The following is a 12,344-nucleotide window of genomic DNA, read 5'->3' on the forward strand; positions in this document are numbered from 1 at the left end:
ACGCCCCCGGGTGGGTCACCCCTCCGGTACCGCGCGCAGGCCCTCGAGCAGCCGGTCGACGTCGGAGTCGTCGGTGTAGGGCGCCATCCCCACGCGCAGCCCGCCGGTGTCGCCGAGCCCGAGCCGCCGGGAGGCCTCGATCGCGTAGAAGCTGCCCGCCGGGGCGTTCACGCCGCGGGCGGCCAGCGCGCGGGACACCTCGGCGGCCGGCCGGTCGGCCCAGGTGAGCAGCAGGGTCGGCGTGCGGTGCCGGGCGCGCGACCACAGCGTGACGCCGGGCAGCTCCCCGACGGCGTCCTCGACGCGCCGGCGCAGCCGGTCCTCGTGCGCCTCGACGGCGGCCAGGCCCGCGACCAGCCGGGAGCGCCGGTCGCCGTCGGTCCCGCCGAGCGCGGCCAGGTAGTCGACCGCCGCCGTCGTGCCGGCGAGCAGCTCGTAGGGCAGCGTGCCCAGCTCGAAGCGCTCGGGGACGGCGTCGGTCGAGGGCAGCAGCTTGTCCGGGTGCAGCGTCTCCAGCAGCGCCGGCGCCGCGACGACGCAGCCCAGGTGGGGCCCGAGGAACTTGTAGGGCGAGCAGGCGTAGAGGTCGGCGCCGAGCGCGGCGACGTCCACCGCCGCGTGCGCGGTCAGGTGCACGCCGTCGACGTAGGCCAGCGCGCCCGCCTCGTGCGCCAGCGCGGTGAGCGCCGGGACGTCGGGCCGGGTGCCGATCAGGTTGGACGCGCCGGTGACGGCCACCAGCCGGGTGCGGTCGGTGAGCACCGCGGCGACGGCCTCGGGCGTCAGCTCGCCGGTGGCCGGGTCGAGGTCGGCCCAGCGGACGGTGGCCCCGCGCGCGGCGGCGGCCTGCACCCACGGCCGGACGTTGGCGTCGTGGTCGAGGCGGGTCACCACCACCTCGTCGCCGGGGCCCCACCCGGCGGCCAGCGCGCGGGACAGGTCGTAGGTCAGCTGGGTCATCGACCGGCCGAAGACGACGCCGCCGGGGTCGCCGCCGACCAGGTCGGCCACCGCGGCCCGGGCGGCCACCACGACGGCGTCGGCGGTGCGCTCCGCCTCGGTCACCGAGCCGCGGTTGGCGATCGGCGAGCCGAGCGTGGCCGCCACGGCGTGCGCGACCTGGCGCGGGACCTGGGAGCCGCCCGGCCCGTCGAAGTGCGCGGCACCGGCCCGCAGCGCGGGGAAGTCCGCCCGGACGGCGGCGACGTCGTAGGTCGTGGCTGTGGTCACCCCCGCAGCATGCCCGGCCCCCTCCCGGACCAGGGGCCGAGGGCCCTGGCCGGTCGGGCAGGGGCACCTGACCGGACGGTCCGACCTGCTCCTCCGGACGGCCGGTTCCTCCCGCCGAGGCCTGCCGGTGGGGGGAACGGCGCTCGTACCGTCCGCGCCGACGGCACCGCTGGCAGACGGAAGGACCCCTCCCATGCAGGTCGAAGAACTCCTCAAGCCCTTCCCCATCAAGGAGTTCCACCCGTTCCCGCGGGCCCTCATGGGCCCCGGCGCGCACGAGATCATCGGTCCCGAGGCGCTCAAGCTGGGCTTCAAGAAGACGCTGATCATGACGTCGGGCCTGCGCGGGTCGAACATCGTCGAGAAGATCGCCGAGTCGATGCGCTACCACGGGCTCGAGGTCGTCGTCTACGACAAGGTGGAGTCCAACCCCAAGGACTACAACGTCATGGACGCCGTCGCGCTGTACCAGGAGAACCAGTGCGACAGCTTCGTCTCCATCGGCGGCGGCTCCAGCCACGACGCCTGCAAGGGCGCGCGCATCTCGGTCGCCCACGACGGCCGCAGCGTCAACGAGTTCGAGGGCTTCAACCAGTCGGAGAACCCGAAGAACCCGCCGCACATCGCCGTCTCGACGACGGCCGGCACCGGCTCGGAGACCTCCTGGGCCTACGTCATCACCGACACCACGACCGACCCGGACAACCCGCACAAGTACGTCGCCTTCGACGACCACTGCCTGGCCACGCTGGCGATCGACGACCCGGTCCTCTACTTCGACTGCCCGATCGACTACACCGCGCAGTGCGGCTTCGACGTCCTCGCGCACGCCAGCGAGCCCTACGTGTCCCGGCTGGACTTCCCGCCGTCGCTGGGCAACGCGCTCTACGCGATCAAGCTGACCAACCAGCACCTGCGCCAGGCGGTGTGGAACGGCCAGGACCTCGGCGGCCGGCAGGGGATGATGTACGCCCAGTACATCGCCGCGCAGGCCTTCAACTCCGGCGGCCTGGGGATCATCCACTCGATCAGCCACGCGGTGAGCGCCTTCTACGACACCCACCACGGGCTGAACAACGCGGTCGCGCTGCCCCGCGTCTGGGCGTTCAACATGCCCACGCAGTACCAGCGCTTCGCCGACATCGCCGAGGCCATGGGCGTGGACACCCACGGCATGACCGCCCCGCAGGCCGCCGACGCCGCCCTGGCCGCCGCGATCCGGCTGCTGCGCGACGTGGGCATCCCGGAGAAGTTCACCGACGTCACCCAGGACAGCTACTCCAAGAACCGGCTGGGCCAGGGGCCGACGACGTTCTACGAGCAGGCCACCGTCATCAAGGGCGACGACACCGACGTCGACCGGATCACCCACCACGTGCTCGGCGACGCCTGCACCCCGGGCAACGCCAAGGAGTGCACCTTCGAGACCGTCCGGCCGGTGGTCGAGCACTGCATGAACGGCGACCTCGACGACCTCCTGTCCTGACCGACCCACCGGAGGGGCGGGGTGGCCGTGCCATCCCGCCCCTCCCCCGCACCTCCCCGCCCGAGGAGCCTCGTTGAGCGTGCAGCCCGTCCCCGCCGACCCCGCGCCGGCCGACTTCGACAGCCCCGACGACGTCGCCCGCGCGTTCGCCGAGCAGGGGTACATCACCGACCGGCGGCTGGCGACGACGACGTTCGTCATGAGCCGCCTGGCCAAGCCGCTGCTGCTCGAGGGCCCGGCCGGCGTCGGCAAGACCGAGCTGGCCAAGACGCTGGCCGCGGCCACCGGCCGCCGGCTGCTGCGCCTGCAGTGCTACGAGGGCCAGGACGAGACCAAGGCGCTCTACGAGTGGGACTACGGCAAGCAGCTGCTCTACACGCAGATCCTGCGGGAGAAGACCGCGCAGCTGCTGGCCGACACCGACACCCTCGAGGCGGCGGTCGACCGGGTGGCCGGCGCCGACAGCGCGTTCTTCAACGAGCGGTTCCTCGCGCCCCGGCCGCTGCTGGAGGCCATCCGGTCGGAGGAGCCGGTGGTGCTGCTGGTCGACGAGGTCGACCGCGCCGACGAGGCGCTGGAGGCGGTGCTGCTGGAGATGCTCGCCGAGTACCAGGTCTCGGTGCCCGAGCTCGGCACCTTCGTGGCCGAGACGCCGCCCTACGTCGTGCTCACCTCGAACAACACCCGCGACCTGTCGGCGGCCCTCAAGCGCCGCTGCCTGCACCTGTTCCTCGAGTACCCCGACGCCGACCGCGAGCTGGAGATCCTGCGGTCGAAGCGGACGGGGCTGGGCGACGCCGCGGCGCGGCGGCTGGTCGACGTCGTGCGCGGCCTGCGCGGCCTGGACCTGCGCAAGGCGCCGAGCATCTCCGAGACCATCGACTGGGCCCGGACGCTGGCGGTGCTCGGCGTCAGCGAGCTCGACGCCGACGTCCTGGCCGACACGGTGTCCGTCGTCGCCAAGTACGAGCGCGACGTCGAGCGCTCCCGGCAGGCGCTGCCGCGGCTGGTCGACCCCAACGCGACCGTGCCGGCCGCGCTGGAGCACGGGCACACCCACGCGCACGGGTCGCACACCCACGGCGGGCACACCCACGACCACGGGGACCACGGGGACCACGCCCACGCGGAGCACGGCCACCCCGCCGACGACGGCCGCCGGGTGCGGGCGGCGAAGGACACCCCCGGCCGGCACGACGACTCCTTCGGCGCCCGCGGTGGCCCGGCGGACGCCCCGGCCGCCCCGAAGCAGGTCCGGGCCGGGCAGGGCGCGCGGTCGTTCCCCGGCAACCGCGGTGGCGCGCGGCGCCGGCCGGTCTGATGGAGGCGGCGCTGCACCGGTTCGTCCGGCTGCTGCGGCTGCGCGGGATGCGGGTCTCCACCGCGGAGGCCGTGGACGCCTTCGCCGCCGCGGCGGCCGTCGGGGTGCGCGACCGGGCGGCCCTGGAGGCGGCGCTGGGCGCGGCGCTGCTCAAGGACCGCCGGGACGCCGAGGTCTTCGCCGACACCTTCGCCCGGTTCTTCTCGCTGCGTCCGGTGGTGGAGGACGCCGAGGGGCACGGGCACGCGCACGACGACCTCGAGGACACCGGCGAGCTCACCCGGATGACGTGGTCGCCGGAGCCGCCCACCGACGTCCAGGAGGGGCACAGCCACGGCAAGCCGGTCGACATCCGCGACTTCTTCCGGCCCGAGGACCTCGCCGCGCAGTACAACCTGCACCAGGAGGCGAACAAGCTCGACCTGGCCTCGCTGACCGAGCAGATCGTGCTGTCCTCGGAGAGCCCCGCCGGACCGGCGGACGACGCCCAGCAGGTGCAGCTGGAGGTGTCCCGGCTGCACGACCCCGGCCTGCCCGGCGACCTGGTGCGCGCCGGCGGCACCCCGATGGACGTCGAGCTGACCGTGGCCCAGCAGCAGGCGCTGCGCGACTGGCTGGCCGACCCGGTCGACGACCTCGACCCCGAGCTGGCCGAGGCACTGCGCCGCCAGCTGGCCGGGGTCATCGAGGACCTGCCCGAGCTGCTCGCCGCGCACCTGCAGAAGCTCGCCGAGATGACCGAGCTGGCCGTCGAGGAGCGCGAGCTGGCCCGGGCGCCGGTGGAGAAGGTCACCGAGGCCGAGCGGGCGCGGATCGAGGAGTCGCTGCGCCGGCTGGCCACCTCGCTGCACGGCGGGCTGACGCACAAGAAGCGCCAGTCGCCGCGCGGCCGGGTCGACGTCTCCCGCACGATGCGCCGCAACCTGCGCTACGACGGCGTCCCGTTCCGGCCGGTGACCACCCGGCTGGCCGAGGACAAGCCGCGGCTGGTCGTGGTGGCCGACGTGAGCCTGTCGGTGCGGACGACGGCGCGCTTCAGCCTGCACGTGGTGCACGCGCTGCAGGACATGTTCGCCCAGGTGCGCACGTTCGCCTTCGTCGACGACGTCGTGGAGATCACCGACCTGTTCGACGAGCACCCCCTCGAGCACGCGCTGGGCCTGGTGTTCGGCGGGGACGTCGTCGACGTCGACGCCTCCAGCGACTACGGCACGGTGTTCGCGACGCTGGCCGCCGACCACTCCGGCGCGTTCACCCGCCGCTCCACGCTGCTGGTCCTGGGCGACGGCCGCGGCAACGGCAACGCCCCGCGGCTCGACGTCTTCGGCGACCTGACCCGGCGGGTGCGCGAGACGATCTGGCTGACGCCGGAGCCGCAGTACTCCTGGGCGCTGGGTGGCTGCGACCTGCCCGCCTACGCCGAGTTCTGCGACCGGGTGGAGGTCATCCGCGACCACTCGGGGCTGGAGAGCTGGGCGACCGACGTCGTCACCCGGGCCTCCTCCCGCTGATCAGCCGCTCCCGGGCTCCCGGCGGGGCCGCGGCGGCCCGCCGCCCCACGCCGGGGGCCCGCCCCGGGGTGGCCCGCCCAGGGCGGCGATCCGGTCGAGCTCCGCGGTGTCCGCGGGGCCGAGGGGCACCTCGCCGGCCGCGAGGAGGTCCTCCAGCTGGGCGACCGAGGTGGCGCTCGGGATGACCAGCACGTTCGGCGAGCGGACCAGCAGCCACGCGATCGCCACCTGCACGGGGCTGGCCGCCACCCGGGAGGCGACGGCGTCGAGGGCCGCCGCCTGCGCCGGGCCCATCTCCCCCACCGGGAAGAACGACGTGTAGGAGACCCCCTCCAGCGCCGTGTAGGCGATCCCGTCCCGGGCGAGCTCGTCGACCAGGGCGTCGTCGGTGCGGTGGATCAGGTTGTAGTGGTTCTGCACGCACGCCAGCGGCGCGACGCCGCGCGCCTCGGCGACCTGCCGGGCGGTGGTGTGGCTGATCCCGAGCTGCCGCACCAGCCCCTCCTGGCGCAGCCGGTCCAGCGCCTCGAGCGGCTCGCCGACGGAGCGCTCCGCGGGCTCGCCGAGGCCCGGCATCCGCAGGTTGGCGACGGGCAGCGCGTCGAGCCCGAGGTGCGCGAGGTCCTCCTCCACCGACCGGCGCAGCCCGTCCGGCGTCAGCGCCTCCTCCCAGCCGCCGTCCGGCGTCCGGCGGGCGCCGACCCGGGTGACGATCACCAGGCCCTCGGGGTAGGGGTGCAGCGCCTCCCGGATGAGGTCGTTCACCACGTGCGGCCCGTAGAGACCGCTGGTGTCGAGGTGGTCGACGCCGAGCTCGACGGCCCGGCGCAGGACGGCGAGCGCCGCGCCCCGGTCGGCCGGGGGCCCGCTGACCCGCGGCCCGGTGAGCTTCATGCCGCCGAACCCCAGGCGGTGCACGGTCCGGTCGCCGAGGGGGACCCGTCCGGACCTCGTGGCAGTGGTCGTCATGCCGCGCGAAGCTAGGCTCGGCCCGACGCCGGCCGACACGGTCCGAGGACGCGGTCCGGCGTGCCCGTCACCCGATGTGGAACGGGATCGAGCGTGTCGTCGACCGGCCCAGGCGTGTCGCGGCGTGTCGTCGGCGTGTCGCAGGCCCGGTGCGAGACTCCCCGGGTGACCGCCGAGCTGACCTTCGCCGACTCGATCCTCGTCGCCGCTCCCCCGGAGGCGGTGTACGACCTGGTCAGCGACGTGACCCGCACCGGCGAGTGGAGCCCGGTCTGCGTGGCCTGCTGGTGGGACGAGGGCGCCACCGGCGCCGTGGGCGACTGGTTCACCGGCCGCAACGTCACGCCGGACCGCACGTGGGAGACCCGCAGCCTGGTGGTCGCCGCCGACCGCGGCCGGGAGTTCGCGTGGGCGGTCGGCGGCTCGCGGGCGCGCTGGGGCTACACGCTCGAGCCGGTGGACGGCGGCACGCGGCTGACCGAGTCGTGGGCGTTCCTGCCCGACGGGCTGGCGTTCATGGTCGAGCGCTACGGGGAGGCGGCGCCCGAGCAGGTCGAGCTGCGCACCCGCATGGCGCACGAGGGCATCCCGGCGACCCTGGCCGCGATCAAGCGGGTCGCGGAGGCCTGAGCCGGTGCACGTCCGCGGGAGTGCTCAGATGAGGCCGAGCTTCGAGCCCGCGTAGACGGCCTCGGCGCGGCGGGACACCGCCAGCTTGCGCATCAGGTTGGTGACGTGGAACTTCGCCGTCGTCGCCGAGATGTAGAGCTCGCGGCCGATCGCCTCGTTGGACAGGCCCCGGGCCAGCAGCGTCAGCACCTCCCGCTCGCGGCCGGTCAGCTGGGGGGACGACGGCGCCGCGGCGGCGGGCGCGGCCAGCGAGCGCACCACCATCGCCGCGCTGTGGCTGTCGAAGGCGCTCTCCCCGCGGCGCACCGCGCGGATGGCGGCCACCAGCGCGACGGCGTCGACGTCCTTGAGCACGTAGCCGCGGGCGCCGCGCTGGATGGCCTCGAGCACCAGCCGCTCGTCGAGGAACGTGGTCACCACGAGCACGCCCGGGGCCGGCGCGCGGGCGGTGAGCTCGCCGCACAGGCTCAGTCCCGCGACGTCGGAGCCGGCCGAGAGCTTGAGGTCGAGCAGCACGATGTGCGGGCGCGCGGCGGCGACGAGGTCCAGCGCGTCGGCGGCCGTGGCCGCCTCACCGACCACCTCGATGTCCGGCTCGCGCTCGAGGATGGAGCGCAGCCCCTGCCGGACGATCGCGTGGTCGTCGACGATCACCAGCCGGATCGGGTCAGTCACCGGTCTCCTCCGGGGGCGTCGGCTCGGGGACGAGGGGCAGCCGGACCTCCACCCGCACCCCGCCGAGGCGGGCGCGGGTGAACCGCAGCGAGGCGCCGAGCTCGCGGCAGCGGGAGTCGATGTTGCGCAGCCCCCGGTGGTAGCCGTCGTCGCGCCGGGCCGCGGCCCGCAGCGCCCGGCGCAGCGTCTCGGGGTCGCCGGTGCCGTCGTCGGCGACCGACAGCCGCAGCTCGGCGGGCCGGTAGCCCAGCCGGACGGTGGCCCGGGCGGCGTGCGCGTGCCGGGCGGTGTTGGCCAGGCACTCCGAGGCGATCCGGAACAGCTGGTGCTCGGCCTCGGGCGGCAGCACCCGCGGCCGGCCCTCCACCCGGACGGCGAGGGCCAGCCCGGGCACCGTGGGCAGCCGGTCGAGCAGCGCGGGCAGCCCGGGGCCGGTGACGTCGGCCTCGTGCACCGACAGCGCGTGGATGGCACCGCGCAGCCGCTCCACCGCCTCGCGGGTGAGCGCCTTGGCGTGCCCGAGCCGCTCGTGCACCTCGGCGTGGTGGGCCACCTCGGGCCGGCACCACTCGATGGTCATCCCGGCCGAGAGCACGTGCTGGGCCACGCTGTCGTGCAGCTCGCGGGCGATCCGGTGCCGCTCGGCGTCGACGGCCTCCCGCTGCGCGGCGACGTCGAGGCGGTGCTCGGCCTCGGCGAGCTGGCGGTGCCGCTCGGCGAGGTCGCGGGCGCGCTGGTCGGCCTCGGCGTAGAGCCGCTCGGTCTGCCGGCGCAGCGCCTCGGAGCGGGCCAGCAGGTGGTCGGCGTGCAGCGCGACGGCCGACTGGTTGGCCACGATGCGCAGGATGGTCAGGTCGGTGGGGGTGGCGGTGCGCCGCGGCCCCCCGCAGGCGACCAGCGCGCCCACCGGGTCGCCGTCGACCACCAGCGGGACGACGACCGCCCCCTCGGCGGTCTGCCACGCCTCGGTGGCCGCGGCCGCCAGCGCCGTCCGCACCGGCCCGGCGACCACCCCGGGCAGCGCGGCCGGCTCCCCCACCGGCCGCCCCGCCGGGCCGCGGCCCACCAGCCGGGGCCGGGCCAGCGGCAGGGCGTCGTCGGCGAGGGCGAGCACCACCCACGGCGCGCCGAGCTGCTCGGCGGTCGCGTCGACGACGGCCCGGCACAGCGCGTCGGCACCCTCGCCGGTGGCCGACAGCACCTGGGCGATGTGCCCGAGCTGGTCGAGCGCGCGGTGCAGGTTCTCGGCGGTCTGCCGGTACTCGGCGTACCAGCTGGGCTTCGACGAGCGCAGCCCGGTGAGCTCGGGGATGCCCGGCGCGCTCATCGGTCGGCGCCCTCCCGGGACCCGGCGGTCACAGCGCGGCCCGGAAGAGCGCGGCGACGTCGGCGCGGTCGGCGTCCCGGGGGTTGGTGGACAGGCACGCGTCGCCGAGCGTCGTCGTCGCCAGGGTCTCCACGTCGGCCTCGGTGACCCCCAGCTGGGACAGCCGGCTCGGGCAGCCGAGGTCGGCGGCCAGCCGGCTGACGACGTCGGCGGTCACCTCGGCGACGACGTCGGCCGGCAGCCCGGTCACGTCGACGCCCATGGCCCGCGCCACCGGCACGAACCGCTCGGGCACCGCCCGGGCGTTGAACCGGATGACGTGCGGCAGCAGCACCCCGTTGACCACGCCGTGCGGCACGTCGAGCAGCCCGCCGACCTGGTGGCTCATCGCGTGCGTGGCGCCGAGGATCGCGTTGGTGAACGCCAGCCCGGCCTCCAGCGACGCCTGCGCCATGCCGGTGGTGGCCGCCGTGTCGCCGGGGACGTGCAGCGTGCGCCGCAGCGAGCCGCAGATGAGCTCGACGGCGTGCAGCGCGTGCACGTCGGTGAGCGGGCCCGACGCCCGGGACACGTAGGCCTCGATGCCGTGGGTGAGCGCGTCGAGGCCGGTGGCGGCGGCCAGGTCGTCGGGCATGGTGGTGAGCAGCCGCGGGTCGGTGACCGAGATGTCGGGCACCAGCGCCCGGCCGATCAGGGTCGCCTTGAGTCGCCGGGTGGTGTCGGTGATGACGGCGAACTGGGAGACGTCGGCGCCGGTGCCGGCCGTGGTGGGGCACATGACCGTCGGCGGGATCGCCGCGGTCACCTTGTCCACGCCCTCGTAGTCGAGGATGTGCCCGCCGTTGCTCGCCACCACGGCGACCGCCTTGGCCGCGTCGATCACCGAGCCGCCGCCCAGGCCGACGATCACGTCGCAGCCGCTCTCCAGGTAGCGCTGGGTGCCCTCGACGACCTCGGCGTCCTTGGGGTTGGGCGTCAGCCCCGACCAGACGGTGGGCCGCAGCCCCGCCTCGGCGAGGTGGCCGGAGAGCTCGGCGAGCCAGCCGGCCTCGATCAGCCCCGCGTCGGTCACCACGAACGGCCGGCGGGCGCCCAGCCGGCGCGCGGCGAACCCGGCCTCGGAGAGGGCGCCCCAGCCGAAGACCACCTCGGGCACGAGGTACTTGGTGAACCCGCCGCGCGCCGGGGCGGCGGCCGGCTCGGGGCGGGTGCGCAGCTCCCGGTCGAGCGACACGCGGGCCGCGGACGAGGCGGCCCGCAGCGGGACGGCGGTCACCGCGCCGGGCGGGACGGCGGGGCGGGGGGGCGGTCAGCGACGGGCACGGCGACCTCCGGGGAGCGGGCGGCCCGACCACGATAGCGGCCGTCGTGACGCCCGTCACACAGTCGCGCGCGACCCGACCGGCCCCCTTCCCGGCCGGGTGCGCGCCGGTGGGCGGCTACCTGCCGAGGATGCCGCCGATCGCGCCGCCGAGGCCGCCGCCCTGGCCGCCGCCACCGCCGGTCACCATGCGGATGAGGTCGGCGGGCTCGAGGCCCAGCTTCTGCAGCAGGCCAGCGTGCTGGTCGGTGTCCACCTGGCCGGGGAGCTCCTGGTCGGCCTGCTGCGCCTTGGCGTCGTCGCCCTGGGAGCGCAGCAGCTGGAGGATGGTGTCCTTGTCGATCTGCATGGGTGGCCTCCTACCCGGAGGCCCCCGGCCGATGCGTCAGCGCGCCGATCGCACGACCCGGTCGGGCCGGACGGCGACCCGCGTGGCCCGCCCGGCCCGCAGCCAGGCGGTGAGCGTCCCGTCGACGTCCTCGACCGTGTGCCGCCGCCCGCCGGCCTCGACCGCCAGGACGGCCCCGGCCGTCTCCAGCACGGCCGGCCCGGGACCGAGGACGTCGTCGAGCCGGCACTCCCGGCCGTCCACCCGCACCCGGGCCCGCGGCACCAGCGTCCCGGCCAGCCGGCGACCGGCCCGGCCGCGCCGGTCGACCAGCGGCCCGCGGCGCAGTGCCGGCGTCCGGCTGTCGGTGGCGTAGGCGGCCACCGCCGGCACGCGGCCCACGGCGGCGAGCACGAGCCGGCGCACCGGGGCCGCGGCCGCTCCCCCGCCGGTCATCAGCCGCCCGACCAGCACGGCCAGCCGCACCAGGGCCCGCGCGTGCGGCGCCCGCTCGGCCTGGTGGGTGTCGAGCAGGTCGTCGTCGGCCGCCCCGGTGACGACGTCGGCCACCTTCCACGCCAGCTGGTGCACGTCGCGCAGCCCCAGGCCGAGGCCCTGGCCCACGAACGGCGGGGTGAGGTGGGCGGCGTCGCCGGCGAGCAGCACCCGCCCGCGGCGCCAGCGGTCGGCCACCCGGGCGCGGTGCACGTACTCGGTCGCCCGCACCACCTCGGCGTCCCGGGCGCCGAAGGGGGCGAGCAGGGCGGGGAGGTCGACGTCGTCGGGCGTCTCACCCGGCAGCAGCCGCGCCTCGAACCGGTACCGGTCGCCGCTGACCGGCATGAAGGTCGCCGCGCGAGCCGGGTCGCACACCTGGTGCACCCCGGGCCACACCGGCAGCGGCGCGGCCGAGCGCAGGTCGGCCACCAGCCAGCGGTCGGGCCGGCCGAGGTCGCGCATCCGGGCGCCGAGGAGGCCGCGCACGGTGCTGTTCGCGCCGTCGCAGCCCAGCACCGCTGCGGCGACGACGTCGCGGCGCGAGCCGTCCGGATCGGAGAGGGTCACCGTGACGGACCGGTCCGACTGCTCGCTGCCGGCGAGCTCCACGCCGGTCACCTCCACGCCGGTCACCTCCACGCCACGGCACACCTCGACGTGCGGGGCCCGGGCGACCGCGGCGCGCAGCACGTCCTCGAGGTCGGGCTGGTGGAACATCGAGGCCTGGGGCCAGCCGTGCCGGCCGGCGTCCGGGCGGCGCCGGAACTCGGCGAGGACGCGGTGCCGGGCGTCGAGCAGCCGCAGCCCCGCCATCGGGCGGCTGCGCGCCAGGAACTCCTCGACCACCCCGGCGTCGGCCAGCGCCCGCAGCGCCTCGTCGTCCAGGTGCACCGCCCGGGGCAGGCCGTACGGCCCGGGGCGCCGGTCGACCAGCAGCACGTCGAGCCCGCGCCGGGCCAGCAGCAGGGCCGCGGTGCTGCCCACCGGGCCGGCGCCGACGACGACCACCGGCGCGGGACCCGACACGTCCCCATCGTCGCCGACCCGC

The 12,344-nt window shown here is 76.1% G+C and carries 11 protein-coding genes; 4 read left to right on the plus strand and 7 right to left on the minus strand.

What is annotated here, in order from left to right; all coding sequences use genetic code 11:
* Positions 1–15 precede the first annotated feature (15 nt).
* The gene (locus tag BLQ97_RS04770) at positions 16–1,230 is read right to left on the minus strand and encodes a cysteine desulfurase-like protein (RefSeq protein ID WP_091363587.1); all 1,215 of its coding nucleotides are present in this window, start codon (positions 1,228–1,230) and stop codon (positions 16–18) included.
* 193 nt (positions 1,231–1,423) lie between these two features.
* Between BLQ97_RS04770 and mdo the strand changes: the two genes are divergently transcribed.
* The 3 genes from mdo (at position 1,424) to BLQ97_RS04785 (ending at position 5,548) form a co-directional block, all read left to right on the plus strand.
* Positions 1,424–2,716: an NDMA-dependent methanol dehydrogenase gene (gene mdo / locus BLQ97_RS04775; RefSeq protein WP_091363589.1), complete on the plus strand. Its 1,293-nt coding sequence runs from the start codon at positions 1,424–1,426 to the stop codon at positions 2,714–2,716.
* 79 nt (positions 2,717–2,795) lie between these two features.
* Complete coding sequence (locus tag BLQ97_RS04780) at positions 2,796–4,037, plus strand: AAA family ATPase (protein WP_217637065.1); 1,242 nt, start codon at positions 2,796–2,798, stop codon at positions 4,035–4,037.
* A complete protein-coding gene (locus BLQ97_RS04785; protein ID WP_091363590.1) occupies positions 4,037–5,548 on the plus strand; it encodes a VWA domain-containing protein in 1,512 nt (503 codons plus the stop codon). Before BLQ97_RS04780 ends, BLQ97_RS04785 begins: the two co-directional genes overlap by 1 nt.
* Here BLQ97_RS04785 and BLQ97_RS04790 read toward each other — a convergent pair whose 3' ends face one another.
* Positions 5,549–6,517, minus strand: a complete 969-nt coding sequence (locus BLQ97_RS04790; RefSeq protein WP_091363592.1) for an oxidoreductase — start codon at positions 6,515–6,517, stop codon at positions 5,549–5,551. It abuts the gene before it with no gap.
* A 165-nt stretch (positions 6,518–6,682) separates the two neighbouring features.
* On the opposite strand from BLQ97_RS04790, the gene BLQ97_RS04795 reads away from it, so the two are divergent.
* Entirely contained in the window at positions 6,683–7,147 is a 465-nt protein-coding gene (locus BLQ97_RS04795; protein ID WP_091363984.1) for an SRPBCC family protein, read from the plus strand.
* A gap of 24 nt (positions 7,148–7,171) precedes the next feature.
* Here the strand turns inward: BLQ97_RS04795 and BLQ97_RS04800 are convergent, their stop codons facing one another.
* The 5 genes from BLQ97_RS04800 to BLQ97_RS04820 all read right to left on the minus strand — a co-directional run bounded on the left by BLQ97_RS04800 (position 7,172) and on the right by BLQ97_RS04820 (position 12,322).
* Positions 7,172–7,822: a MadR family response regulator transcription factor gene (locus tag BLQ97_RS04800; protein WP_091363594.1), complete on the minus strand. Its 651-nt coding sequence runs from the start codon at positions 7,820–7,822 to the stop codon at positions 7,172–7,174.
* The gene (locus tag BLQ97_RS04805; protein ID WP_091363595.1) at positions 7,815–9,149 is read right to left on the minus strand and encodes a GAF domain-containing sensor histidine kinase; all 1,335 of its coding nucleotides are present in this window, start codon (positions 9,147–9,149) and stop codon (positions 7,815–7,817) included. The genes BLQ97_RS04800 and BLQ97_RS04805 overlap by 8 nt, the downstream gene beginning before the upstream one ends.
* A 28-nt stretch (positions 9,150–9,177) precedes the next feature.
* Positions 9,178–10,425, minus strand: a complete 1,248-nt coding sequence (locus BLQ97_RS04810) for an iron-containing alcohol dehydrogenase (RefSeq protein WP_245691809.1) — start codon at positions 10,423–10,425, stop codon at positions 9,178–9,180.
* Between the two features lie 163 nt (positions 10,426–10,588).
* Positions 10,589–10,819, minus strand: a complete 231-nt coding sequence (locus tag BLQ97_RS04815; RefSeq protein WP_091363597.1) for a hypothetical protein — start codon at positions 10,817–10,819, stop codon at positions 10,589–10,591.
* Positions 10,820–10,855: 36 nt separating this feature from the next.
* Positions 10,856–12,322 (minus strand): bifunctional 3-(3-hydroxy-phenyl)propionate/3-hydroxycinnamic acid hydroxylase, encoded by a 1,467-nt coding sequence (locus tag BLQ97_RS04820; RefSeq protein ID WP_091363598.1) that lies wholly within the window; start codon positions 12,320–12,322, stop codon positions 10,856–10,858.
* Positions 12,323–12,344 lie beyond the last annotated feature (22 nt).

Origin of the sequence: Geodermatophilus telluris, from assembly GCF_900102745.1 — a bacterium.
GTDB classification, from domain to species: Bacteria; Actinomycetota; Actinomycetes; order Mycobacteriales; family Geodermatophilaceae; genus Geodermatophilus; species Geodermatophilus telluris.

What these genes read in the sequence shown, in the direction of transcription:
- mdo (WP_091363589.1), top strand. Translation starts at nt 1,424, where the DNA reads ATGCAGGTCGAAGAACTCCTCAAGCCCTTCCCCATCAAGGAGTTCCAC.
- BLQ97_RS04785 (WP_091363590.1), top strand. Translation starts at nt 4,037, where the DNA reads ATGGAGGCGGCGCTGCACCGGTTCGTCCGGCTGCTGCGGCTGCGCGGG.
- BLQ97_RS04790 (WP_091363592.1), bottom strand. Translation starts at nt 6,517, where the DNA reads ATGACGACCACTGCCACGAGGTCCGGACGGGTCCCCCTCGGCGACCGG.
- BLQ97_RS04805 (WP_091363595.1), bottom strand. Translation starts at nt 9,149, where the DNA reads ATGAGCGCGCCGGGCATCCCCGAGCTCACCGGGCTGCGCTCGTCGAAG.
- BLQ97_RS04815 (WP_091363597.1), bottom strand. Translation starts at nt 10,819, where the DNA reads ATGCAGATCGACAAGGACACCATCCTCCAGCTGCTGCGCTCCCAGGGC.